The sequence below is a fragment of the Microbacterium jejuense genome (assembly GCF_039544225.1).
In the GTDB taxonomy this organism is placed as follows: Bacteria; Actinomycetota; Actinomycetes; order Actinomycetales; family Microbacteriaceae; genus Microbacterium; species Microbacterium jejuense.
Window position 1 is genome coordinate 14,120 of sequence record NZ_BAABLG010000004.1, and the last position, 24,163, is coordinate 38,282.

The following is a 24,163-nucleotide window of genomic DNA, read 5'->3' on the forward strand; positions in this document are numbered from 1 at the left end:
CAGGCCGCCACGGTGACCCGATTCACGTCGGGGCGGACTCAGCCGATCTGCTGCATGCCGTTCCAGGCGGTTCCGATGGTGCTGACCCCGGACCATCCGCCCTTGCCGTCTCCGCGGTAGAGGCGCAGGTCGCCGTTCGGCATGCGGGCGAGCACATCCGGTCCGCCCTTCCCGTCGAAGTCGCCCGGGCTGAACACCGCGGTGATCCCGTTCCAGCTCGTTCCGATCTGACGTGGCGTGCCCCACTTGCCGGTCCCGGTCACCGGGTACAGCCACAGCGTTCCATCAGCTCGGCGTCCGACCAGGCCCGCGCGATGGTTCCCGTCGAAGTCGCCGATGCTGAACACCGTGTCGAACATCGACCACGCGCTGCCGATCGCCTGTCCTTGACCGGTCACCCAGCCGCCCGCGCCGTTGCCGCGGTACAGATACAGCGCACCGGACGGCTCGCGCGCGATGAGGTCGAGTCTGCGGTCGCCATCGAAGTCGACACCGCCGATGACCAGATCGAATCGGTTCCAGCCTCCGCCGATCCACTTCGCCGCACTGTAGCTGCCGGCGGCCTTTCCGGGATAGAGGGTCAGGTTGCCGTTGCCGTCGATCCGGGCGAGGTCGTTCGCACCGTTGCCGTCGAAGTCGCCGATCGTGATGAACTTCGACTTCCCCCACTTGCCGTTGATCGTCTTCGTCGCCAGCCAGCCGCCCTTGCCGTTCCCTGGGTACAGCAGCAGGCTGCCCGCGCTCGTCCGGGCGAGGACGTCCGGCGTTCCGTCCGCGTTCGCGTCCCCCGCTCCCGGAGCGAACACGCGCAGCCCGGACGGCTTGGGCCCGGCGTTGGACACGTCGCGCATCACCTGCCACCCCGACCCCACGACCGGTCCGTTGGCGATCGCGCCGCCACCGAGATTCGGGTAGAGCACGAGATCGCCCGCCTTCGTCACGGCCACCACGTCGGGCTTCCCGTCGCCCGTGAAGTCCCCCGGGCTGAACAGCGATGTCATCACCGACCACCCCGAGCCGATGACCTTCGTGCTCGCGATGCCACCGGATCCGTTCCCGGCGTACAGCTGCAGATTGCCCGAGCTCGTCCGGCCAAGGATGTCGGGATGCCCGTCTCCGGTCATGTCGACCGCGCCCGTGAGCAGGTCGATCCCGCCGAATCCGTCGGCCACGACGCGCGCCCCGGTGAACCCTCCCAGGGCCGTGCCGGACCACAGCAGAAGGCGTCCCTTCGCGTCGACCGTGAGCACATCGGGGTTCGCGTCGGCGTTGAAGAGCCCCGCCGCGGTGATCAGCCGCGCATCCGACCAGCTGCCGGGAAGACGCTTCGGGGACGCGAGCTTCGAGCCGTCGCCGCGATAGAGCCACGCAGCGTTGGCCGTGTCGATGCCGATGATGTCGCGATGGCCGTCGCCATCGAAATCGCCGACCGCGATGATCCGCTTGATCTTGCCGAGGCCCGTCGCCAGCAGGACGTGGTCGCCCCAGGCGCCCGAAGTCGTCGTGGGGTAGCCCCACAGGCCGCCGCTGCCGTCGAGCGCGACGACGTACGTCGAGGAGTCCAGGGACTCCAGCTTGGGGGCGACGACCTGCGTGGAGCCGAACCAGTCCGTGAAGTACCGGTAGAAGTTGCGGTTTCCGTAGCTGGAGCAGCTGTCGCCCTCACCCGAGCCGGCGCGCAGCGCCGCCGCATTCGGCTGATACGGCGTGTAGTAATAGAGGTCCGCGGTGGCCTGGTTCTGGACATACACCGGCGAAGACCCGCAGGCGGCGTTGGGGTGCCAGCGGATGTTCCAGGTCTTGCCGGGCGCATACCACGTGAAGAACTGGCTCGTCCCGGGAGGGTTGGCGTAGCGCTTGAGCTGCCACGCCGCGCCATACACCTGGTTGAAGAAGCCGTAGTAGCGGGTGTCGCACGCGGCGGTGTCGGGGCATCCCTGTCCCATCGCGATCGTGTAGCGCCAGTCGCTCGGCCACACGTGGGTCACGAGGCCTTGCTCCTTCTGCAGGATCACCAGCAGCACACGCGGGTTGATGCCGCACGCGCGGGCGACCTTGTAGATGATCGTCGACGCCCGTTCGCGCACTCCCCCGGAGTACGCCCCGCACATCGCGTCGGCGGAAGTCGTGCGCGAGGTGTCGTACCAGTCCCGCAGACACGTGTAGCCGGCCCGGCAGGTGGGCACCTTCGCTTCGAGGAACTGCTGGATCTGCGCGGCCGTCATCGTGCCGGAGTCGAAGAACACGGCGTCGCTGATGATGTTCCCCGCCTGGAACTTCGACAGGTCTGCCGTCGGCACGATGCCTGCGGGCGTCGTGTCCACCGCCGTCGCGACCGCCTCGGATCGTCCGGTGTCGGAGGGTGTTCCCAGGGCCGGCGCCGGGGCGAGCAGCAGTGCCCCGATCAGGCTGAGCAGTGCGGCGAGCAGACCCACCGAACGCCGCGCCGAGACGCGGTTGGGGTCATGCTCTCGCGAGGCCACGGGTCTCAGTGTGGTTGACCGGTAGCGGGTTGGCCAGCAGCCTCGCCGGGTCGCCGGCGATTCTGTCCGGTTGCGTCAGAGCTCGGCGTGCAGCGCCCAGACCTTGTCGGCGGACTCCCGCCACGAGAAGGCGCGGCCGCGATCACCGGCGAGGACCCCCAGCCGCGCGGCGGCTGCGCTCGTGCCGAGCGTCGTCGCCAGCGCCTCTCCGAGTCCCTCGGCGAGGGAAGGGAGATCGGATGCCTCGACCAGCGCTCCCCCGTCGAACACGACCTCGTCGTGCACGGCGGACGACGCCGCGACCACAGGGATCCCGAGCGTCAGCGCATCGACGACGCGCCACGGGAAGGCGGCCCGGCGGGACGGCGCCACGAGCGCGGCAGCACCGCCGAGGACCGCCCCGCGGTCGGCGACGTCCAGTGCGCCCCGCACGTGGATCCGGCGTTCCGGGATGCCGGCCGCCGAGGCGAGGTCCGCGACGGCAGGCTCGTCGCCCTCTTCGATGTCGATGACCACGACGGGAAGGTCGACACCGGACGACGCGACGGCAGCGAGGCCGGCATCCAATCCGTCCGAGGCGAGCGGGCCCGCCGCGACCAGGATGAAGCCCTCGGGAAGACCGAGCTCGCGGCGGCGGCCGATCTCGTCGACGGGCACCGCGAATCCGGCCGGTGCGGCGCCCGCGATGACCCGGATCCGATCGCTCAGACCGGGCGCGACCTCCAGCAGGCGGGCCGCCAGCGAATGCGTCGGGACCACCACCGCATCGGCGTGCTTGACGGCGCGCTTGAGCATGCCCTTGTGCCATGCGGCGATCCCGCGCGGCAGCTCGCCGGGGGCCTCCCACGGGCGCAGGTCCCACACTGTCACGACTGTCTGGTCGTGGTCGTGCACGCGATCGTGGCGCACCAGCGGCGCGAACAGCGACGGCGAATGGATCATGCCGCCGCCGATTCCGGTTCCGACACCGAGCTGCAGCGCTGCGGCCAGTTCGCGGCGCGCGAGCGCCGTGCGCCGCACGCCGCCCAGGCCGGCGACGGTCGCCAGCGATGCATCGTCCCCCGCGGGGGCGACGGCCTCGACCTCGCAGCCCGCGGGTGCGCCGACGACGAGAGCACGTGCGAGCTCTCGCGATGCCTCGGCGAGCACCGGCTCGGTGGGCGCGACGAGCTGGTCGAGGACGACCCGGAGTGTGGCGACCACGATCACTCCCCCGACGAGGTGGGTGTCGGCGGATGCAGCGTGGTCTGGATCAGCTCGGCGATGTACGCGTAGTCGGGGTCGAACTCGTCGATCCCGCCCTTGGGCGTCAGCTCGATCGTCTGCACCGGCTGCGACTTGGCCTTCAGTCCCAGGTCGGCGAGCGTCGGGATGAGCGACTGCGGCAGGTCCGTCTCCACGAGGTTCGTCCCGGCGGCCACCACCTCGTTGAAGCGCGTCAGGACGATGTCGGGCTTGAACTGCGCCAGGATCGCCTGCTGCAGCTCGCGCTGGCGGCGCATGCGGTCGAAGTCGCTCGTCGTGTACCGCGATCGGGCGTACCACTGTGCGGTGTCGCCGTCCATGTGCTGCTGGCCGGGCTCGATCCATCCGATCGCCCACGCGTCGACGTCGTGCGGGTCGACGCCGTCGGGCGGTCCGCCCTCGGGCAGGCGCTCGGTGACGTTGATGTCGACGCCGCCCAGCGCATCGACCAGAGCCGCGAAGCCCTGCATGTCGATGAAGACGTAGTACGGGATCGTGATGCCGAGGATTCCCTCGGCCGCGTCCTTCGTGGCCTCGACACCGGGCGACGATGCCTCGTCCTTCGCTTTCGGGTACAGCTTCGTGCCGTCCTGGCACACCTCGACCTCGGTGCGCAGCTGGTTGATGCCGCTCCCCCACCCGCAGTCGGAGTCGGCGTGTCCGTCGTGCCCGTCCGGGTAGCGCTCCTTCATGGGGCCGTCGGCGAACGGGAAGTGCGGCATGTCGCGCGGGATGCCCGTGATCGTGGTCGCGCCGGTCTCGGCGTTGATCGACACCACCGAGATGCTGTCGAACCTCATCGAGTCGCGGCCCTCGCCGCTGTCGGCGCCGAGCAGCAGGATGTTGTAGTAGCCGTCGTCGGGCGGCACGACGGGGCCCGTCACACGGAAGATCCCGAGGCCGCCCCGCACCGAGCCGACGGCGCTCTGCGCGTACGCCGCGGTGCCGCTCGCGACGACCATGAGCGCGATCGCCAGGGCGGCGATCGCGAAGCGCGCCGCGGGCCCCGTCTTCACGAGACGTACGAGGCGCAGCGTGTCGATCGTGAGCACGATCCACAGCACGGCGTAGGCGATGAACGCACCTTGTGCGATCAGCAGCGGCAGCGGTCGCAGCAGCCCGAGCCAGTCCGGCAGCCACGCGCCGGTCACGAGGCTGAGGCCCGCGGTCGGCGCGAGCAGCGCGAACAGCGCCGTGATCACGAGCACGATCCACATCACGAGCGTCGCGCCGAGCCCGAACCGGCCGAGCCTGCGGTTTCCGGCCACGGCCTGCGCCGAGCCCGGGATGAGGAAGTTCAGGCCCACCAGCCACCACCCACGCCGCGTCATGAACGCGCGCGACGAGGTGTCGGGATGCCGCAGCGGGCGCTCCTCGACGACCGCGGCCGCCGCGGGCCGGGTCGTGTGGCGCGGTGGGCTGGCGACGCTCACAGCGACTCCTTGAGCCGCCGGTTCTTGAGCTCGACCTGGTCTTCGAGGTCACGGGCGTACGCTTCGACGCGATCCGCGATCGCGGGGTCGCCCGCGCCGAGGATGCGCGCGGCGAGCAGCCCGGCGTTCTTGGCGCCGTTGATCGAGACGGTGGCGACCGGGATGCCGGCGGGCATCTGCACGATGCTCAGCAGCGAGTCCATGCCGTCGAGGGTCGCCAGCTGCACCGGCACGCCGATGACCGGCAGCGCGGTGACGGAGGCCAGCATGCCCGGAAGGTGCGCCGCGCCGCCGGCGCCGGCGATGATCGCTCGCAGGCCGCGGGCGCGCGCCTCGCGCCCGTACCGCATGAGCTTGTCGGGCGTGCGGTGCGCCGAGACGACCTCGACCTCGTGCGGGATGCCGAAGTCGGTGAGCGCCTGGGAGGCGTCGCTCATCACGCGCCAGTCCGAGTCGGAGCCCATCACGACGCCGACCAGCGGAGTGTCGGACGAGTGCAGGGGGGTTTCGAGCGCGCCGGTCACCCGTCAAGGGTAGGGGTCATCGCTGAAAATCCCCCGCAACCACACGGGTGCGCGGTCGCGGAGCCCGTCGAGGCGTCAGTCGAGGAAGACGGATGCTGCGGCCCGTGCCTGGTAGGCGACATCGTCCAGGTCGTCGCCGACGACGTTGACGTGCCCGACCTTGCGGCCGGGGCGTGGCGCCTTGCCGTACGTGTGCACCTTCGCCTGCGGGTGCTCGGCCATCGCCGCGGCGAAGCGCGCGTCGAGCCCGCCCTCGGCCGGTCCGCCCAGGATGTTCACCATCACCGCCCAGTCCGCGACCGGGTCGGTGTCGCCGAGGGGCAGGTCGAGCACGGCACGCAGGTGCTGCTCGAACTGGCTCGTGACGGCGCCGTCCTGGCTCCAGTGGCCGCTGTTGTGGGGGCGCATGGCCAGCTCGTTGACGAGCAGGCGCTCGTCGGTCGTCTGGAACAGCTCGACCGCCAGCATCCCGGTCACTCCCAGGCCCTCGGCGATGCCGGAGCCGATCTGCGCCGCGACCTGCGGCAGGCGGTCGCCCGAGTGCGGGGCCGGAGCGATGACCTCGGCGCACACGCCGCCGCGCTGCACTGTCTCGACGACCGGGTAGACGCGCAGGTCGCCGGACGGGCGCCGCGCGACCTGCTGCGCGAGCTCGCGCGTGAAGTCGACCAGCTCCTCCACGAGCAGGGCGCCGCCGTGGGCGTCCTCGGCGAGCGTCGCGAACCAGTCGTCGGCCTCGGTCCCGGCCGACACGACGCGCACGCCCTTGCCGTCGTAGCCGCCACGGGGCGTCTTCACCACGGCGCGGCCGCCGTGGTCGTCGATGAACGCCTGAAGCTCTTCGGGGTTCGTGACGGCCGCCCAGTCGGGCTGCGGCATCCCGAGCTCCTGCAGGCGGGCGCGCATGAGCAGCTTGTCCTGCGCGAAGCGCAGCGCGTCAGGGCCGGGGTGCACCGCGACGCCCGCGTCGACGAGCGCGGCCAGCACGTCCTGTGGCACGTGCTCGTGGTCGAAGGTCACCACGTCGACGTCGCGGGCGAACTCGAGCACCGTGGCCGCGTCACGGTAGTCGCCCACCGCGGTCGCGGCGAGGGATGCCGACATCCCGGCGTCCTCCGCCAGCACCCGCAGCTCGACCCCGAGCTCGACCGCCGGCGCGATCATCATGCGGGCCAGCTGCCCGCCCCCGACGACTCCGACTCGCAGTGTCATGCGACTCCCTCTCGACTGCCTGCATCCATCATCCCGCACCAGCGGGACGCTGCAGGACCTACGCCAGCGGGGCGGTCGGGCCGGTGGGCGGCGGCGGCATCGGAGGCACGCCCGGCGGGAGCGGCTGGGCGTCGCGGTGCGCGAGGATCTGATTCACCTCGACCTGGTCGACGAGCACCTCGTGCACGAGCTCGACCGAGGGGATGTTCGCCAGGCGCAGCGGCTCGTCGATGCCGTTGGTGAGCGTGATCGTGCCGGCGCGCCACATGCGCTGCAGCAGCCCGCGCTTGACCTTCAGCGTGTACCCGCGCACGTGGGCGAGCTCACGACGCCGGACCGCGAAGACGCCGCGCCGCTCCAGCACGCGGCGCGTCGTGATCGTGTAGACCCGGCCCCACCACACCAGGAAGGGCAGCACGACCAGCAGCAGCACGATCACGCCCGCCGCGGCGAGCAGCATCCAATCGTGCAGCGGCGCGGGCAGGTTGCCGTAGAGGTAGCCGCACGCGCCGGCGACGGCGATGAGGACGAGGGCCGACCAGAACAGCCGTCGTGCGTGGCCGCGGAACTTCGCGACCAGCAGCTCGGGGGTCGGCGCGCCGGGGGCCGGTGTGAGCGGTCGGCCGCCCAGCCCGAACGGCTGCGTCATGGCTCCATTGTGGCCGCTCCCGCCGACAGCGCGCAGCGAACCCGCCGCAATTCGTCGCGGTCGCCGCTCGCTCAGGTGCCGACGGCCGGACGCACGTGCACGACGTCGCCGGCCGACACGGCACTCTCGAACTCGCCGTCCTGCACGACCACGAGGCGTCCGTCGGGGTCGATGCGCTGCGCGCGCCCGCGCAGGGTCTCGCCGTCGGGCAGGGATACCGCCACGTCGGCCCCGAGGGTTGCGCAGAGCGCCTCGACCTCGGCGAGCACCCCTGCCTCGGCCGCGTCGCCGTGAGCGGCCGCGAGAGCCGTGAGCTGCTCGTCCAGCGCGCCCAGGTAGTCGGCCAGCAGGCGGTCCTCGTCGCACACCTGCCCGAGGGCGGCGAACGAGGTGGCGGTGCCGACGGGCAGCTCGGCCACCGGCATGCGGGTGTTCACCCCCGAGCCGATGACGACGACGTCGGGGCGCGCGGGGACGATCTCGGCGAGGATGCCGCACACCTTCCGGCCGTCGACGAGCACGTCGTTCGGCCACTTCAGGGCGGTCGAGTGCCCTGCCCCCGCCAGCTGTGCGGCGACGGCGCGCGTCATCGCCGCACCGGCGACGAGCGGGATCCAGCCGCGCGCGGCGGGCGGGATCGCGGCGGCGTCCACCACGACGGACACCGCCAGCGCCGACCCCGGCGGGGTCACCCACGTGCGGTCGAGCCGGCCGCGCCCCGCCCGCTGATCCGTCGTCAGCAGCAATGACAGGTGCGGCCATTCGTGGGGGGCGTCCGTCACATGGCGCACGACATCGGCGTTGGTGGAGTCGGTGGCCGGGACTACCTGCACGCGCGGGCTGACAGCGGCGGTGAGGGGGTATCCCTCGGGCGGGAACGACATGACGCTCACGCTACTCGCGCGGCGCCGCGACGGGTGGCGCCCTGGGAGAAGCACAGCGGATGAGGCAACCCCTTGTGCGAACCCTCCAACGGTTCCCGCCACCCCGCCGATAGGGTGGAATCCGTGACCGAGCAGCCCGACCTCTCGACGACCGCCGGCAAGATCGCCGACCTCCGCGCCCGCTACCAGGAGGCCGTCCTCGATCCCGAGGAGACAGCCAAGGCGAAGCAGCACGCGAAGGGCAAGGGCACCGCGCGCGAGCGCATCGAGCAGCTGCTCGACACCGGCAGTTTCGTCGAGCTCGACGAGTACGTGCGCCACCGCACCACCGCGTTCGGAATGGACCGCTCCCGCCCCTACGGCGACTCGGTCGTCACCGGCGTCGGCACGATCCACGGCCGCACCGTCGCGGTCTACTCCCAGGACTTCTCGACGTTCGGCGGATCGCTCGGCGAGGCCGCGGGCGACAAGATCATCAAGGTCATGGAGTTCGCGCTGCGCAGCGGCATCCCGATCATCGGCATCCTCGACTCGGGCGGCGCGCGCATCCAGGAGGGCGTCATCGCGCTCGGCAAGTACGGCGAGATCTTCCGCCTGAACACCGCCGCCTCGGGCGTGATCCCGCAGATCTCGATCATCATGGGGCCGGCCGCCGGCGGTGCGGTGTACTCCCCCGCGCTCACCGACTTCGTGGTCATGGTCGACAAGACCAGCCAGATGTTCGTCACCGGCCCCGACGTCATCAAGACGGTCACCGGCGAGGACGTCGGCATGGAGGAGCTCGGCGGCGCACACACCCACAACACCCGTTCCGGCGTCGCGCACTACCTCGCCGAGGACGAGGACGACGCGATCGACTACGTCCGCTCGATGCTCGGGTTCCTCCCCGACAACAACATGGCCGAGCTCCCGGTCTACGAGACGGGGTTCGAGTTCGAGACGACCGACTCCGATCGCGCGCTGAACACGCTGATCCCGGACTCGCCGAACCAGCCGTACGACATCCATCAGGTGATCCGCGGCATCGTCGACGCCGAGGACTTCCTCGAGGTCCAGCCGCTGTTCGCCCCCAACATCGTCATCGGCTTCGGTCGCATCGAGGGCCGCTCGGTGGGCATCATCGCCAACCAGCCGTCGCAGATGGCCGGCACCCTCAACATCGAAGCCGGCGAGAAGGCCAGCCGCTTCGTCCGCTTCTGCGACGCGTTCTCGATCCCGATCGTGACGCTCGTCGACGTGCCCGGCTACCTCCCCGGCACCGACCAGGAGTGGACCGGCGTCATCCGCCGCGGCGCGAAGCTGCTCTACGCCTACGCCGAGGCGACGGTGCCGCTGGTCACCGTGATCCTGCGCAAGGCCTACGGCGGCGCGTACATCGTCATGGGCTCCAAGCAGCTCGGCGCCGACATCAACCTCGCCTGGCCGACCGCAGAGATCGCCGTCATGGGCGGCCAGGGCGCCGTCAACATCCTCTACCGCGGCGAGATCAAGCGCGCCGAAGAGGCCGGCGAGGACGTCGCCGCCGTGCGCACGCGCCTGGCCAACGAGTACACCTACAACGTGGCATCCCCGTTCCTCGCCGCCGAGCGCGGTGAGCTCGACGGCATCATCGAGCCGGCGCAGACGCGCGTCTCGATCGCGAAAGCGCTGCGGGCGCTGCGGGGCAAGCGCGCGAGCCTGCCGCCCAAGAAGCACGGGAACATCCCGCTGTGAGCATCGCCGACGACGGACAGGATGCCGGCGGCCCCGCTGTCACGATCGACGTGCGCCGCGGCAACCCGACCGACGAAGAGCTCGCGGCCCTCATCGCCGTGGTCAGCCAGGCGTACACCGGCGAGGCGTCCGAGGCTGTCGCTGACGACCACCCGCGACGCACGGGCTGGGAGCTGGCGGCGCGGTCGATGCGCCAGCCGCTGCGCCGTGACCTCGGCTGGGGCCGGTTCGGCTGAGTCTGTCCAGGCCTGAAGCCGTCGACGCCTGAGACTGGCTCGGCGGCCCAGAGTCCAGCGGACAGCTTTGTCCCCCGAAATACCTACAGACAAGTCTCTTGCGACCCGGCGATACTTATATCGCTGGAACGCTTCTGCGTTCGGCCGATCCGAATCCGCTCTGCGGATGTCCCGGGTCCGGCCATGCGGACGGTTTTCGGGTAACCGTCCGCCAGGCGAGGGGCGGGCGGCTTCGCCGCCCCTCGCCTCCTCCGGTCACGTTCCCCGCCTGGCGTCCCCTCCCCCTGCTGGGCGGGGGACGAATACGCCCGGTTTCGTCATCGCCGGGAATCGCGGTGGTTGCCGTGACTCGTGGATGCGGCGGCCCCGGCATCCCTTCGCCCCGTCTCAGGCGCGATCAGGGTGCGGGATCTCACGCCACAGGTCGACCGCGTCCTCGTCGCTCGGTCCGCCCACCGACATCGAACGGCCGACGACCGTCACCGCGATGCGCGCGTCGGGCGACGTGCGGATGTAGAGGCGGTCCGAGCTGGCCGACCGGAGCGTCTCGGCCAGCTGCGCGCGGATGATGCCGAGGGTCTCCTCGTCGACGTCGTCCAGACCGCCCTCGTCGAGCACCGTCACGTTCGCGCCGCGACGCCGCGCGCGCTCCAGCTCCCCGCGCACGTCGTCGTCGAGCAGGCGGGGTCCCCGCATCTCGTCGCGCAGGCGTCCTTCGGCCAGTCGTGCCTCGAGGCGGTCGTCGTCGGTCAGCTCGCCGCCGTGCGCGACGGTGCGCGTCAGCACCGGCCCTGCCACGGCGAGCGCCTTCTGCACCTGCACACGCCGTTCGCGCTGTCGCACGACCTGCGAGGTCTGCCAGGCCGACGCCGCACGCTGCAGGCGCGTGAGGCGCGACGTGTCGCGTGCCGCGCGATCCATCGAGAGCACGAGCAGCTGCGCGCACGCGACCCACACCACCGAGCCCACAAGCCCCAGTGACAGCGCCTGGACCGGACCCATCCACGCCATCGACGCGATCGTGAGCAGCAGGATGCCCGACCACGCGGTCCAGGGACGACGGCGGACCATCACGATCGTCATCAGGGCTCCGATGCCGCCGAGGTACCACGTCGCGAACGGCAGCGTGCGGGCATCCGGGCCCACGGCGAGCGCGATCGCGCTGGGAACGATCGCGGCGCACGCGAGGGCGAGGATCTGCGCGACCGCCGGCAGTGCGCGCGGTCCGCGGATGCCGTCGATCGCGGTCTCGACCGGCTCGACGTCCGCGGCGGCGGCATCCTCGGCGCGCGGGGTGCCGTCGGCTGAGATCACATAGGCCGACGTCGGCTCCCAGAAGGTGCAGAGCCACGTCGTCACGAGGTACAGCGCGAGCGCCGCGACCACGACGAGCGGCTGCGGAAGGTCCTCGGTGGTCCACCACAGGCCGCGGGCGGCGAGGTACGCCGTGAACGCCACCGCGAGCAGGATGAGGACGTTCTTGACGCTGATCACGCCGCGCTCTCCTGCCACGCGAGGTGCACCACGGTGCCGTGCGGACCCGTCTCGAGGTCGGCGCGCCCGCCGACCGCGGCCACCCGCGCGATGATCGAGGCGCGGATGCCGAGGCGGTCGTCAGGCACCGCTTCGAGGTCGAAGCCCTCGCCGGCGTCGTGGACGTCGACACGGACGCGGCCGTTCGCCGCCGACACCGCGACGCCCAGACCCGCGCCTCCGGCGTGCTGGAGGGCGTTCGCGATCGCCTGGGTGGCGGCCAGCGACAGGGCGCGCGCCACGCGCCCGGGCAGCACCGGGCTGGTCGGGGCGATGTCGCGCTGCACGTCGACGTCGAGTCCGAGCTCGCCGGCGGCCTCGGCGATGTCGTCGGCGAGCGCGGCGGCCGTGCGCGGCTCGTCGGTGCCTTCATGGGCGTCCTGCTCGGTGTTGGCCAGCCGCGTCAGCGCCTCGCGCGCCATGGCGGCGGCCAGCGTACGCTCCCGTGGCGTCGTGGCCCGTTCTGCCGCGATCAGTGCGGCCAGCACGCTGTCGTGCATGAGCGCGGCCACCGCGACGCGCTCCTGCTCGGCGGCGTCCGCTGCCGCGGCGCGCGCGTACGACGACACCGCGCGGGCACGCGTCTCGTCGACGTTCACGGCCACGGAGCGGAACAGCCAGCCGAGCGTGAGGATCACGCCGCCCAGGATCAGGGCGAACGAGACGTCCAGGCTCACCGCGATCCAGTAGTCCTGGGTGAACCCGCCCTGCACGAGACGCACCACGCCGAAGAGCACCGGCGCGAGGATCGTCCAGCCGATCTGCAGCGGGAACGGGAAGGCGAGCACGGCGGCGAGCGTCGCGAGGTTGACGAGGTACCAGATCCACGGCTCGTCGAGGGACCGCGGGGCGATACCCTCCGTCGCGATCGGCCACGCGGCGAGCGCCAGCATGTAGACCAGGGCGAACGCGCCGGCAGCCAGTCGCACACCGCGCCCGATCACGCACGCGAGGATCATCACGCCGAGCGAGCCGAACACGGCGATCATGAGCGCCTCGTGCCACCCCGGGCGTTCGTCGGACGGCCCGAGGGCGGTCAGGAACGCCTGGATGCCGACGATGAGGGAGCCGAGCCCGCCTGCCACCAGCGAGATGATCCGCTCCACGCGGGAACGGGTGAAGGATCCGATGCCCGCGGTCGCCTCTCGCGAGTGCGGGATCTGGGCCCACGCGGTGTCGAGCACCGCGGTCTGGCCGTCAGCGGCCACGCGCGATGTCTCCCGAATCGGACGCCGGCTCGTCGATGAGCCCGTCCTCGACGGCGCGGTGCAGCAGGTCGATCTTGGTGGGCGCGGGCCGGCCCACCTCGACATACTTCACACGGATGCGGGTGATGTTCTCTTTCGCGGTCGAGTACGCGATGCCGAGGCGATCGGCCACGGCCTTCAGCGGCAGCCCCGCCGCGTACAGTCGCAGCACCTCGCGTTCCCGCGCGGCCAGCTGCGCATCGGCGAAGTCCCGGTCGCCTTCGACGGCGCTCGCCCATTCGACGTTGTTGAGCGGCTCGCCGCGCGCCACGGTGCCGACCGCGGCGATCACGTCGCCGATCGGCGACGACTTGCTGACGATGCCCGCCGCTCCGGCGGCGAGGGCTTCGCGCACGGCGGCGGGCCGATCGGCCACGCTGTGGATGATGACGCTCGACCCGTCGCGGACGAGCCGCGTGACGTTCTCGGTGACCGTCGTGCCGTCGCCGAGCGTCAGATCGAGCACGACGACGTCCGCAGGAGACTCGCGCGAGAACGCGCGCCAGTCGAGGTACTCGGTCACGGTGTTGCCCGAGAAGGCGACCTGCACCCCGCCGATGCGCGCGCATGCCGCTTCGAGCCCGAGCCGCACCGACTCGTGATCGTCGATGAAGGCCACGTGCGTCATGCGGTCAGCCTAGCGAGCGCCGCCCGCGCGGGTGAGAACGGCCACGGCTTCGACGTGATGCGAGTTGGGGAACAGGTCCAGCGCCGCCACGTTCTGAGCGAGCTCATAGCCCCCGGTGCGGAAGGTGGCGATGTCGCGGGCGAGGGCCACCGGATCGCAGGCGACGTACACGACGGTCTCGGGCGAGAGCGCCGTGATGTGCTCGACGACCTCGCGACCGGCTCCGGCACGCGGCGGGTCGAGCAGTACGACGCCGCGAGCGAGTCGCTCGCGTTCGGAGGTGGATGCCTCGGCCACCAGCCGTGCCAGCCACCGGTCGACGCGACCGGTCTCGGCGCGTGCGCCGACCCACTCGACCAGGTTCTCGCCGGCGTGCTCGGTGGCGCGCGCGTCGGACTCGACGGTGGTCACGCGGGCCGCGGAGCCGCCGAGGTCGCCGAGCGTCGCGGCGAACAGCCCCACGCCGCCGTACAGGTCGAGGTGCCATGCGTCGGGATCGATCCACGAGCCGCCCGTGCCAGGCGGCGTCTGTCCGCCACGGAGGCTCCGCAACGATGACGCCACGCGCTGAGTCAGCGAATTCGCCGCCAGGCGGTGCACCTGCCAGAAGCCTCCGGCGTCCACGCGGAAGTCGCGCCCGCCGACCTTCTCGATGAGCACCTCGGACTCCGGCCCGCGCACGGCCGGGCGGCCGCCGCGGCCGCGGTGGGCGGCATCCGCTCTCCGCTCGGGGCGGGCGAGCACCCGGACGCGGCCGTCGGCGGGCTGCACGAGGTCGATGCGGCCGAGCCGGCCGCCGGCCAGCTCGATGGCGGCACGCTCGACCTCGGCGGTGGCCAGCGGGAAGTCGAGGTCGGTGATGACGCGGTGGCTGCGTGCCGCGAACGGCCCGATGCGGCCGTCGGCGTCGACGTGCAGGCTCAGCCGGGTGCGCCAGCCGGTGCCGTCGGAGGTCTCGTCGGCGAGGACCTCGCCGGAGACCGAGAGCAGGGGCGAGGCCGCCTCGATCGTGGCGGCCGGCGCCTCGATGCCGCCGAAGCGCTGCAGGGCGTCCAGGAGCACGCGGAGCTTGAGCGCCCGCTGGTGCGACAGCTCGATGTGGCCGAAGTCCGCGCCGCCGGGCCGGTCCTCGGGATCGACGTCGATGTCGGCCTGCCGCCACACGTGCGGCTGCCGGTGCGGCGACGCGTCGAGGATCTCCAGGGCCTCGCCGCGCCAGAACGACTTCTTCGCCGTGTCGGTGAGGCGCACGCGCACCGTCTCGCCGGGGATCGCGTCGGGCACGAAGACCACGCGTCCTTCATGGCGGCCGACGAACACCCCGCCGTGCGCCACATCGGTGATCTCGAGGTCGATGACGTCGCCGGTTGCACTCACCCGTCGAGCCTAGTCCGCGGTGGTCGCACTGCGAGCGGGGCGAATACGGTGGGGTTATGCGCGTCTGCCTCGCCTCGACCTCGCCCGCCCGGCTCATGCTGCTGCGCCAGTTCGGGATCCGCCCCCTCACCCTCGCCCCCGACGTCGACGAAGAGGCCGTGATCGCCGCGGTGGAGGCCGCCGAGGAGCGCGCCCTCGCGCCCGACGAGCACGTCCTGCTGCTGGCCCGCCGCAAGGCCGCCGACGTGGCGGCACGGCTGCACGACGACATCCCCGACTTCGACGGCGTCGTCATCGGCGGCGACTCGATGTTCGAGCTCGACGGCGAGGTACTCGGCAAGCCCCACACGCCCGAGAACGCGACAGCACGCTGGCGGGCGATGCGCGGACGGACCGGCGTGCTCCACTCCGGGCACGCCGTCGTCCGGCTGCAGCCGGGCGAGCCCCCGCGGGAGGTGCACGCGACGGCGGCGGCATCCGTGTCGTTCGTCGACGACGTCACCGACGCCGAGATCGAGGCGTACGTCGCGTCGGGCGAGCCTCTTCACGTGGCCGGCGCGTTCACCGTCGACAGCCTCGGCGGTGCCTTCATCTCGCGCGTCGAGGGCGATCCGTCGACAGTGGTCGGCATGTCGGTGTCGACCCTGCGCAGCCTCGTGCGCGAGCTCGGCGTCGAGTGGACCGCGCTGTGGAACACCACGGACCCGTCGCTGGACGACACGCCCGCGCTGTAGACGAGCACGCCGGCAGACCGTGCCGCGCTGTGGGGCCACGTGCGCAGTGAGGCGTTCGCTTTGTAGTAGGAATCCCACGTTTCTCTTCGGTTCTTGTACGAAGCGGTCAAAAGCCCGAGGAACTGCGTCGGTAGGCTGGCATCCATGCCTCAGATCGCCAAGGTTCTCGTTGCCAACCGCGGCGAGATCGCCGTTCGCGTCATCCGCGCCGCCCGTGACGCCGGGAAGGCGTCGGTCGCCGTCTACGCCGACCAGGACCGCGACGCGCTCCACGTGCGTCTCGCCGACGAGGCCTACGCGCTCGAAGGCGCGACGAGCGCCGAGACCTACTTGTCGATCGACAAGATCCTGTCGGTCGCGCGCCGCTCGGGCGCCGACGCGGTGCATCCGGGCTACGGCTTCCTCGCCGAGAACGCCGACTTCGCCCGCGCCGTGATCGCGGCGGGCCTGGCCTGGATCGGCCCGTCACCCGAGGCGATCGAGGCCCTCGGCGACAAGGTGACCGCCCGCGCGGTCGCCGAGAAGGTGGGCGCGCCGCTCGCCCCCGGCACCCCCGGCCCCGTGGCCGGTGCCGACGAGGTCGTGGCTTTCGCCGAGACGGTCGGCCTCCCCATCGCGATCAAGGCCGCATACGGCGGCGGCGGACGCGGACTCAAGGTCGCGCGCACCATCGACGAGGTGCCCGAGCTGTTCGAGTCGGCCACGCGCGAGGCGATCACCGCCTTCGGCCGCGGTGAGTGCTTCGTCGAGAAGTACCTCGACAAGCCGCGCCACGTCGAGACCCAGTGCCTCGCGGATGCCGCAGGCAACGTCGTCGTCGTCTCGACGCGCGACTGCTCGCTGCAGAGGCGTCACCAGAAGCTCGTCGAAGAGGCGCCTGCTCCGTTCCTGACCGACGCGCAGAACGAGATCCTGTACTCGGCGTCCAAGGCCATCCTCAAGGAGGTCGGCTACGTCGGCGCCGGGACGTGCGAGTTCCTCATCGGCGCCGACGGCACCATCTCGTTCCTCGAGGTCAACACACGTCTGCAGGTCGAGCACCCGGTCTCGGAAGAGGTCACCGGCATCGACCTGGTGCGCGAGCAGTTCCGGCTTGCGGAGGGCGAGGAGCTCGGCTACGACGACCCGCAGCCCGACGGCCACTCGATCGAGTTCCGCGTCAACGGCGAGGACCCGGGTCGCGGATTCCTCCCCCAGCCCGGGCCGATCCACGTGTTCAAGACATTCGGCGGCCCCGGCATCCGCCTGGACTCCGGCGTCACCGCGGGCGACAGCGTCTCGGGCGCGTTCGACTCGCTGCTCGCGAAGATCATCGTCACCGGCCGCGACCGCGCCGAGGCGCTGGAGCGCTCGCGCCGTGCCCTCGACGAGTTCGAGGTCGCGGGCCTTCCCACCGTGCTGCCGTTCCATCGCAAGGTGGTGCGCGACCCCGCGTTCGTCGCCGCCGACGGCGTGTTCGGCGTCTACACGCGCTGGATCGAGACCGAGTTCGTCAACGACATCGCGCCGTGGGACGGCGAGCTGGAGTCGCCGAAGCCTGCCGAGGCGCGCCACACCGTGGTCGTCGAGGTCGCGGGCAAGCGCCTCGAGGTGAGCCTCCCCGATCGCGTGGTCCCGGCGCCGGGCGTGGCCGGTCGCCCGGCCGCTGTGCCGCCGTCGCGACGCTCGCACACCCCGTCGGCGGTCGCCGGCGCCTCGGGCGACGCGGTGAAGTCGCCGATGCAGGCGACGATCGTCAAGGTCGCCGTCGAAGAGGGCCAGCAGGTCGTCAAGGGCGACCTCGTGGTCGTGCTCGAGGCGATGAAGATGGAGCAGCCCATCCAGGCCCACAAGGACGGCGTGATCGGCGCCATCAACGCCGACCCCGGCACCACGGTCTCGGCCGGCCACCAGCTGCTCACCATCTCCTGACGCGGGACGAGCACCTCGGCCCGAGGCATCCCTTCATCTCGCGCCTGCCCTGGCGCCTCCCCCTTTCGTCGACGACGCGGTTTCTCGCCGAGCGACCACGCCGTCCTCGTCGATGACGGGGTTGCTCGGCGAGAAGCCGCAATATCGACGGTTGCGAGGCGGCGCGGCAAGATGGCGGGATGGATGCCTCGTCAGCCGGCGCTCCTGATGTGTCGGCGCTCGCCATCAACGTCGTGATCCCGCCGGAGCTGCGCTGGACGGACGTGCGTCGCGGGGAGGAGTTCGAGCTGCAGACGTTGACGGTCCGCCTCCTGCCTGACCAGTCGCTGGCCGTCAAGGCCTACGGGCGCCCTGTCGCGGGCGGTCGTGGCGCGTACGTCTCGTTCGCGATGCCCGATCGTGCGGAGTTGCGCGCCCTCGTCGATGCCGCGGCGATTCGCGCCGGCGAGCTGTGGGGCGCCAGCACAGGGCTGGGCTGACGTCGGACGCGTGGATGCCGGGCGCCCGGCATCCACCCTTCGACAGGCTCGGGGACCTTCGGGTCAGCCGCCGTAGACGTTGTGGTCGACGACGTGCATCGCGCGCGCGGCGTCGGTGATGCTGCCCGACAGCGACGGGTACACGGCGAACACGCGCGAGACCTGGTCGACCGTCAGACGGCGCTCGACGGCGATCGCGATCGGGTAGATGAGCTCGGACGCACGGGGGGCGACGATCACGCCGCCGATGACGGTGCCACTGCCCTCGCGGGCGATGAGCTTGACGAAGCCGTCCTTGACACCCATCATCTTCGCGCGCGGGTTCGAGGCGAGCGGCAGCTTGTGGACGACGCCGTTGATGTGGCCGTCGTCGATGTCCTTCTCCTGCCAGCCGACCGTGGCGATCTCGGGGGCGGTGAAGATGTTCGAGGTGATGCGGCGGCGCTCCAGCGGGATCACGACGTCGCCGAGCGCGTGGAAGACCGCGGTGCGGCCCTGCATGGAGGCGACCGACGCGAGCGGCACGAAGGTCGTGCAGTCGCCGGCGGCGTAGATGTTCGGCACCGACGTGCGGGCGACGCGGTTGACCTGGATGTGGCCGGACTCGGTCATCTGCACGCCGGCCTCTTCGAGTCCGATGCCGCGCGTGTTGGGGATCGAGCCGACCGCCATGAGGCAGTGGCTGCCCTCGACGGTGCGACCGTCCGAGAGCGTCACGACGACGCCGTCGCCGGTGTTCTCGACCCTGTCGGCGCGCGACTTCGAGAGGAGCTTCATGCCGCCGCGCTTGAACACGCGCTCGAGCACGGCCGCGGCGTCCTTGTCTTCGCCGGGGAGCACCTGATCACGGCTGGAGACCAGCGTCACCTTCGCGCCGAGGTTCATGTAGGCGCCGGCGAACTCGGCACCGGTGACGCCGGAGCCCACCACGATCAGGTGCTCGGGCAGCGCACTCATGTTGTACAGCTGCGTCCACGTGAGGATGCGATCGCCGTCGGGCTTGGCGCTGGCGAGCTCGCGCGGCGACGCGCCCACCGAGACGACGAGCGTGTCGGCCTCGATGCGGTCGAAGTCGGTGCCGCCGGGGCCCGTCGAGACGACCACGGCGTTGTCGCCCTCGAGCCGGCCGTGGCCTGAGATGATGCGGACGCCGGCCTCGGCCAGCGATGCGCGCATGTCGTCGGACTGCTGCCGCGCGAGGGTCAGCAGGCGCTTGTTGACGGCGCTGAGGTTGATCGCGATCTCGGGCTTGAGCGGCTTGCCGTCCTTGCCCTTGGCGAACAGCTGCACGCCGAGGTCGCCGGCTCCGGCGATCGCGACGGCCGCATCGGCGGTCGCGATGAGCGACTTCGAGGGCACGACGTCGGTGATGACGGCGGAGCCGCCGATGCCCGCGCGTTCCACGACGGTCACCTCGGCTCCGAGCTGCGCGGCGGCGAGCGCCGCTTCGTAGCCTCCGGGTCCGCCGCCGAGGACGGCGACGGTCTGGGTGGTCTCGAAGCTGATCGACATGACTTCCATTCTCCCCTGCCGGACGCGTCCGGCACGACATGCCGCGACACTCCCGGCGCGCGCGGCTCACGCGTGTTCTGGCTCTCGCGGCCCCCGGTTCCTAAAGTGGTTCCATGTCAGACACCTACGGCAATCCTCTCGACGACCCCGCCGCCGACCCGTTCGCGGTCGCCGCCGCCGCCGCGGAGGACATCGCCCGCATCACCGGCGTCGAGCGTCACGACATCGCGCTCACCCTCGGCAGCGGCTGGGGCAAGGCGGCCGAGCTGCTCGGCGAGACGACCGCGACGTTCCCCGCCACGCAGGTGACCGGGTTCAGCGCACCGGCATTGGCCGGACACGTGGGGACGCTCCGCAGCGTCGTCACGCCCAAGGGCCGGCGCGTGCTCGTCATCGGCGCGCGCACGCACTACTACGAGGGCTACGGCGTGCGCCGGGTCGTGCACAGCGTGCGCACCGCCGCCGCCGCGGGCGCCCGCACGATGGTGCTCACCAACGGGGCCGGCGGCATCAAGCACACCTGGACGCCCGGACGCCCCGTGCTCATCAGCGACCACATCAACCTCACCGGGGACTCGCCGCTCGAGGGCGCGACGTTCATCGACCTCACCGACCTGTACTCGCTGCGCCTGCGCGACCTCGCCCGCTCGCTCGATCCGGGCCTGGACGAGGGCGTCTACTGCCAGTTCCGCGGACCGCAGTACGAGACCCCGGCCGAGGTGCAGATGGCCAAGACCATCGGCGGGCACATCGTCGGCATGTCGACGGCGCTCGAGGCGATCGCGGCCCGCCAGGCCGGCATGGAGATCCTCGGCTTCTCGCTCATCACGAACATGGCCGCCGGCATCCAGACCACCCCCCTCAGCCACCAGGAGGTCATCGACGCCGGCCGCGAGGCCGAGCCGGTCATCTCGTCGCTGCTGGCCCGAGTGATCGGCGCGATGTGAACGAGCCGGATGCCGCCGGCCCGGGCGGCGGCGAAGACCCGGTGCTGACGCGCGCCCAGGCCTGGCTGGCACAGGATCCGGACGGCCAGACCCGCGCCGAGCTGCGCGCGGTGATCGAGTCCGCCGAGGAGGGCGACGCCGATGCCCTCGCCGACCTCGAGGACCGTTTCGGAACGCGGCTCACCTTCGGCACCGCGGGGCTCCGCGGCGCCCTGGGCGCCGGCACCAACCGCATGAACCGTGTGCTGGTCGCACAGGCCGCCGCCGGCCTCGCGGCATACGTGCGCGAGCAGGCCGGCCTGGAGCCGATCGGCACCGCGGGTCCGGCTGCACTGGCGGAGGACGCCGCTCCTGCGGCGGACCTCGTCGTGGCGCCGCACGCGACCCCGGACGAGGTCATAGCACCGGACGAAGTCGTGGCACTCGATGGGGCCGTGGCGCCGGACGAGGCGGTGACGGCGGACGAGGCCGTGGCGGCGGACGAAGCACCCGCCGCACCCGATGAGGGCGGCGAGGGTGCCGAGACCGGGCCCGACGCCGAAGCCGGTCCCGATTCCACCGAGGAGGAGCCGGCCGGCCCGGAGGCCGCGGTTCCCGCCGATGCCTCTGCCGACGCCTCGGTCGACGCCCCCGAGCCCACGGCGCCCGAGCTCACCGAGGCACCCTCCGAGGACGCACTCGCCGCCGAAGGGCCCGAGGTCCCCGGCATCCTCGACGACGCCCCCATCGTCGTCATCGGGTACGACGGGCGCCGCAATTCGGACGTGTTCGCCCGTGACTCGGCCGAGATCCTCGCCGGCGCGGGGCTGCGCGCGATCCTGCTGCCGCGACTGCTGCCGACGCCGGTGCTGGCCTTCGCGGTGCGGCACTTCGGCGCAGCAGCCGGCGTGATGGTGACCGCGAGCCACAACCCGCCGGACGACAACGGGTACAAGGTGTACCTCGGCGGCGCCGACGAGGGGTCGCAGATCGTGCCGCCCGCGGACGGCGACATCGCCGCGCACATCGACCGCGTGGCCGCCGAGGGTGACATCGGCACGATCCCGCGATCGCTCGGCTTCGAGACCGCCACCGACGACGTCGTGGACGCGTACATCGCTGCCACCGCGGCGGTGGCGCCGGCGCCCGAGGGCGCCGCGGGACTCACCTGGGTCTACACCGCGATGCACGGGGTCGGATGGCAGACGCTGTCGCGCATCCTCGAGGCGGCGGGCTACCCCGAGCCGGTGCCGGTCACGGCGCAGCTGGAGCCCGACGGAGCATTCCCGACTGTCGCGTTCCCCAACCCCGAAGAGCCGGGCGCGATGGATCTGTCGTTCGAGGCCGCGCGCGAGGCGGGCGCCGAGCTCGTCATCGCGAACGACCCCGACGCCGACCGCCTCGCGGTGGCGATCCCCGACGACGACGTCGAGGGCGGCTGGCGCCGCCTCACCGGCAACGAGATCGGCCTGCTGCTGGGCTGGCGCGCCGCACGGCTGGTCGCCGACACCGGTGACACGGCTGGCGCCGCGCTCGCATGCTCGCTGGTCTCGTCGCCCGGGCTGCAGACCGTCGCCGAGCACTACGGCCTCGGGTTCCACGCGACGCTCACCGGCTTCAAGTGGATCTCGCGGGCGCCGGGCATCGCTTTCGGGTTCGAAGAGGCGCTCGGCTACCTCGTCAACCCCGAGACGGTGCGCGACAAGGACGGCATCTCGGCCGCCGTCGCGATCCTGGGCCTCGTGTCCGAGGCCCGCGGACGCGGTGCGACGCTGCGCGACCTGCTCGCCGAGTTCGACGAGGTGTTCGGGGCTTTCGCGAGCGACCAGGTGTCGATCCGCGTCGAGGACGTGTCGCAGATCGGCCGGATCATGGCGGCGCTGCGGGACCGGCATCCCGACTCCGTCGGAGACGTCGCCGTCGATCGCATCGACGACCTCGCGAACGGCTACGAGGACCTGCCTCCGGGCGACGTGCTGCGCCTGTGGCTGGCCGACGGTTCGCGCGTGATCGTGCGCCCGAGCGGCACCGAGCCCAAGCTCAAGCTGTACCTCGACGTGCGCGGCGATGACCGCGACGACGCCGCCGCACGCATCGTGGCCCTCGCCGACGGCGCCCGCGCACTGCTCGCGGAGTACGGCGGCTGAGCGCGGGTCGGATGATCTGAAGACGAGGGGATGCCGCGACCGCGGCTGGGCCCCCGCGCCCCGAGGCTCCGCGCAGCGAGAAGCGATGCGTGGAGAGGGCGTGGGGACCCCCTCGTCTACGGTGTCAGCGCCAGAAGTCGGCGAGCGACGACGCCAGCGCGAGCCCCTGCGCGTGGCCGGCCTCGGCGGCCGGGCGACGCAGCGCGGGGTCCATGCCGCGGACGCCGAACAGCTCGTCATGCTCCGGGGGCGGACCGATCAGTTCGGCGCGGCTGCCTGCGGCGCGCAGCGCCTCGATCTGTGTTCCGACGTCCAGATGCCATCCCGCAGGCGTGCGCGAGCGCCCGCCGTACGGCGACAGCACGAGTACGCGGCCGTACCCCGTGGCGAGGTCGGCGTTCTCGGCGTTGGAACGGTAGCCGCCGTCCACGTACCACGCGTCGCCGATCCGGTACGCGGGGCCGGACGAGGTGCTCGCGGCGACGGCATCCACCAGTTCCACTCCGCTGTCGCGGTCGAAGACGACGCCGTCGCCGGTACGGGCGTCGACGGCCGTGACCTGCACCGGACGCTCGGGCCAACGTGGGTCGGGCAGGCGTCCGGCGACGACGTGACGCCACCGCGGCTGCCACTGCGGATCAGCTGCGGCGAGCTCGAGTGACGAGGCGCCCAGTCGCCGCCGCAGGTCGGCCGGATCCGACGATTCGGCGATGATCGCCGCGGTGCGTTCGAGGTGGTTGACGACGGGGCGCGTCGATCCGGATCCGCCACGGCGGTCACCCGCCGACGCCGGGAGCGGCGCGATCGTGGCGGCGTACAGCTCGGGCGGGTCGATGCGTGCCAGTTGGACCGCGGTCGTCGAGCCGGAAGAGGTGCCGATGATGACGTCGGCCGTGGTGACGTCGAGCCCCGCCGCGGAGAGGCCCGCCACCACGCCGATCACCCACGCGTTGCCGGACGAGCCGCCGCCGCCGAGGACGAGGGCGCGGGAAGGAGAGAAGGTGTTGTTCATGGGAGTCGCCTTTGCGATGTGCGCGGTGCTCCCGGCGGCGATGACGTCAGCCGCGCGATCGTGAACAGCGGGGAGCACCCGATACGGATGTTGCGTTCATGGGTGTCACCTCCTGTCGTCGAACCACGATCGCGACGACGATACCACGGGACCGGCAGCATTCCCGGGTCGTTGAGCAAGCCAGACCGGAGCCCTCTCCCCGGTCGTTGAGCGAGCGAGGAACGAGCGAGACGAAACGTGGCGAGACGCTCTCAAGGACCCGGCCGTCCGCGCACGTC

General features: G+C 71.8%; 20 protein-coding genes. 7 read left to right on the top strand and 13 right to left on the bottom strand.

All coding sequences use genetic code 11. The features are described 5' to 3' along the window. Window positions 1-38: 38 nt before the first annotated feature. The 7 genes from ABEA46_RS07685 to ABEA46_RS07715 form a co-directional block, all read right to left on the bottom strand. Window positions 39-2,483, bottom strand: coding sequence for an FG-GAP repeat domain-containing protein (locus ABEA46_RS07685; protein WP_345543821.1), 2,445 nt, complete (start codon window positions 2,481-2,483; stop codon window positions 39-41). Window positions 2,484-2,558: 75 nt separating this feature from the next. Next, entirely contained in the window at window positions 2,559-3,686 is a 1,128-nt protein-coding gene (locus ABEA46_RS07690) for a glycosyltransferase (RefSeq protein WP_345543822.1), read from the bottom strand. A 2-nt stretch (window positions 3,687-3,688) separates the two neighbouring features. After that, complete coding sequence (locus ABEA46_RS07695; RefSeq protein WP_345543823.1) at window positions 3,689-5,161, bottom strand: LCP family protein; 1,473 nt, start codon at window positions 5,159-5,161, stop codon at window positions 3,689-3,691. Next, entirely contained in the window at window positions 5,158-5,625 is a 468-nt protein-coding gene (purE, locus tag ABEA46_RS07700; protein WP_191171686.1) for a 5-(carboxyamino)imidazole ribonucleotide mutase, read from the bottom strand. The genes ABEA46_RS07695 and purE overlap by 4 nt, the downstream gene beginning before the upstream one ends. Window positions 5,626-5,760: 135 nt before the next feature. Further along, window positions 5,761-6,897 carry a 5-(carboxyamino)imidazole ribonucleotide synthase gene (locus ABEA46_RS07705; protein WP_345543824.1) on the bottom strand — a complete coding sequence of 379 codons (1,137 nt, stop codon included), beginning with the start codon at window positions 6,895-6,897 and terminating at the stop codon, window positions 5,761-5,763. Window positions 6,898-6,955: 58 nt separating this feature from the next. Then, window positions 6,956-7,546, bottom strand: a complete 591-nt coding sequence (locus ABEA46_RS07710; RefSeq protein WP_345543825.1) for a PH domain-containing protein — start codon at window positions 7,544-7,546, stop codon at window positions 6,956-6,958. A gap of 71 nt (window positions 7,547-7,617) precedes the next feature. Beyond that, window positions 7,618-8,430 (bottom strand): biotin--[acetyl-CoA-carboxylase] ligase, encoded by an 813-nt coding sequence (locus tag ABEA46_RS07715; protein ID WP_345543826.1) that lies wholly within the window; start codon window positions 8,428-8,430, stop codon window positions 7,618-7,620. 123 nt (window positions 8,431-8,553) lie between these two features. Between ABEA46_RS07715 and ABEA46_RS07720 the strand changes: the two genes are divergently transcribed. Continuing rightward, window positions 8,554-10,143: an acyl-CoA carboxylase subunit beta gene (locus tag ABEA46_RS07720; protein ID WP_425563169.1), complete on the top strand. Its 1,590-nt coding sequence runs from the start codon at window positions 8,554-8,556 to the stop codon at window positions 10,141-10,143. Then, on the top strand, window positions 10,140-10,379 hold the full coding sequence (locus ABEA46_RS07725) for an acyl-CoA carboxylase subunit epsilon (RefSeq protein WP_345543828.1): 240 nt from the start codon (window positions 10,140-10,142) through the stop codon (window positions 10,377-10,379). The genes ABEA46_RS07720 and ABEA46_RS07725 overlap by 4 nt, the downstream gene beginning before the upstream one ends. A gap of 387 nt (window positions 10,380-10,766) precedes the next feature. Here the strand turns inward: ABEA46_RS07725 and ABEA46_RS07730 are convergent, their stop codons facing one another. Genes ABEA46_RS07730 through ABEA46_RS07745 form a run of 4 tightly spaced genes read right to left on the bottom strand, consistent with a single transcriptional unit; the run spans window position 10,767 to window position 15,164 of the window. Further along, window positions 10,767-11,873, bottom strand: coding sequence for a hypothetical protein (locus tag ABEA46_RS07730; protein ID WP_345543829.1), 1,107 nt, complete (start codon window positions 11,871-11,873; stop codon window positions 10,767-10,769). Then, window positions 11,870-13,120 carry a sensor histidine kinase gene (locus tag ABEA46_RS07735; protein ID WP_345543830.1) on the bottom strand — a complete coding sequence of 417 codons (1,251 nt, stop codon included), beginning with the start codon at window positions 13,118-13,120 and terminating at the stop codon, window positions 11,870-11,872. The genes ABEA46_RS07730 and ABEA46_RS07735 overlap by 4 nt, the downstream gene beginning before the upstream one ends. Next, on the bottom strand, window positions 13,110-13,787 hold the full coding sequence (locus tag ABEA46_RS07740; RefSeq protein ID WP_345543831.1) for a response regulator transcription factor: 678 nt from the start codon (window positions 13,785-13,787) through the stop codon (window positions 13,110-13,112). The genes ABEA46_RS07735 and ABEA46_RS07740 overlap by 11 nt, the downstream gene beginning before the upstream one ends. Before the next feature lie 9 nt (window positions 13,788-13,796). Then, on the bottom strand, window positions 13,797-15,164 hold the full coding sequence (locus ABEA46_RS07745) for a class I SAM-dependent RNA methyltransferase (protein WP_345543832.1): 1,368 nt from the start codon (window positions 15,162-15,164) through the stop codon (window positions 13,797-13,799). Between the two features lie 56 nt (window positions 15,165-15,220). Here ABEA46_RS07745 and ABEA46_RS07750 point away from each other — a divergent pair, with 56 nt between their 5' ends. The 3 genes from ABEA46_RS07750 to ABEA46_RS07760 all read left to right on the top strand — a co-directional run bounded on the left by ABEA46_RS07750 (window position 15,221) and on the right by ABEA46_RS07760 (window position 18,288). Then, window positions 15,221-15,898, top strand: coding sequence for a Maf family protein (locus tag ABEA46_RS07750; RefSeq protein WP_345543833.1), 678 nt, complete (start codon window positions 15,221-15,223; stop codon window positions 15,896-15,898). A gap of 144 nt (window positions 15,899-16,042) precedes the next feature. Beyond that, window positions 16,043-17,809 (top strand): acetyl/propionyl/methylcrotonyl-CoA carboxylase subunit alpha, encoded by a 1,767-nt coding sequence (locus ABEA46_RS07755; RefSeq protein WP_345543834.1) that lies wholly within the window; start codon window positions 16,043-16,045, stop codon window positions 17,807-17,809. A 179-nt stretch (window positions 17,810-17,988) separates the two neighbouring features. Next, a complete protein-coding gene (locus tag ABEA46_RS07760; protein WP_345543835.1) occupies window positions 17,989-18,288 on the top strand; it encodes a hypothetical protein in 300 nt (99 codons plus the stop codon). Between the two features lie 63 nt (window positions 18,289-18,351). On the opposite strand, the gene ABEA46_RS07765 is transcribed toward ABEA46_RS07760, so the two are convergent. Then, window positions 18,352-19,800: an NAD(P)H-quinone dehydrogenase gene (locus ABEA46_RS07765; protein WP_425563170.1), complete on the bottom strand. Its 1,449-nt coding sequence runs from the start codon at window positions 19,798-19,800 to the stop codon at window positions 18,352-18,354. 113 nt (window positions 19,801-19,913) lie between these two features. Between ABEA46_RS07765 and ABEA46_RS07770 the strand changes: the two genes are divergently transcribed. Continuing rightward, window positions 19,914-20,747 (top strand): purine-nucleoside phosphorylase, encoded by an 834-nt coding sequence (locus ABEA46_RS07770; RefSeq protein ID WP_345543837.1) that lies wholly within the window; start codon window positions 19,914-19,916, stop codon window positions 20,745-20,747. Beyond that, the gene (locus tag ABEA46_RS07775) at window positions 20,744-22,873 is read left to right on the top strand and encodes a phospho-sugar mutase (RefSeq protein WP_345543838.1); all 2,130 of its coding nucleotides are present in this window, start codon (window positions 20,744-20,746) and stop codon (window positions 22,871-22,873) included. The genes ABEA46_RS07770 and ABEA46_RS07775 overlap by 4 nt, the downstream gene beginning before the upstream one ends. 124 nt (window positions 22,874-22,997) lie before the next feature. On the opposite strand, the gene ABEA46_RS07780 is transcribed toward ABEA46_RS07775, so the two are convergent. Next, window positions 22,998-23,885 carry a patatin-like phospholipase family protein gene (locus tag ABEA46_RS07780; protein WP_345543839.1) on the bottom strand — a complete coding sequence of 296 codons (888 nt, stop codon included), beginning with the start codon at window positions 23,883-23,885 and terminating at the stop codon, window positions 22,998-23,000. Between the last annotated feature and the right edge of the window lie 278 nt (window positions 23,886-24,163).

Coding starts and splice junctions, on each gene's coding strand:
- purE (WP_191171686.1), bottom strand. CDS start 5,625: ATGGGCTCCGACTCGGACTGGCGCGTGATGAGCGACGCCTCCCAGGCG.
- ABEA46_RS07705 (WP_345543824.1), bottom strand. CDS start 6,897: ATGACACTGCGAGTCGGAGTCGTCGGGGGCGGGCAGCTGGCCCGCATG.
- ABEA46_RS07710 (WP_345543825.1), bottom strand. CDS start 7,546: ATGACGCAGCCGTTCGGGCTGGGCGGCCGACCGCTCACACCGGCCCCC.
- ABEA46_RS07715 (WP_345543826.1), bottom strand. CDS start 8,430: ATGTCGTTCCCGCCCGAGGGATACCCCCTCACCGCCGCTGTCAGCCCG.
- ABEA46_RS07740 (WP_345543831.1), bottom strand. CDS start 13,787: ATGACGCACGTGGCCTTCATCGACGATCACGAGTCGGTGCGGCTCGGG.
- ABEA46_RS07750 (WP_345543833.1), top strand. CDS start 15,221: ATGCGCGTCTGCCTCGCCTCGACCTCGCCCGCCCGGCTCATGCTGCTG.
- ABEA46_RS07755 (WP_345543834.1), top strand. CDS start 16,043: ATGCCTCAGATCGCCAAGGTTCTCGTTGCCAACCGCGGCGAGATCGCC.
- ABEA46_RS07760 (WP_345543835.1), top strand. CDS start 17,989: ATGGATGCCTCGTCAGCCGGCGCTCCTGATGTGTCGGCGCTCGCCATC.
- ABEA46_RS07765 (WP_425563170.1), bottom strand. CDS start 19,800: ATGTCGATCAGCTTCGAGACCACCCAGACCGTCGCCGTCCTCGGCGGC.
- ABEA46_RS07770 (WP_345543837.1), top strand. CDS start 19,914: ATGTCAGACACCTACGGCAATCCTCTCGACGACCCCGCCGCCGACCCG.
- ABEA46_RS07780 (WP_345543839.1), bottom strand. CDS start 23,885: ATGAACAACACCTTCTCTCCTTCCCGCGCCCTCGTCCTCGGCGGCGGC.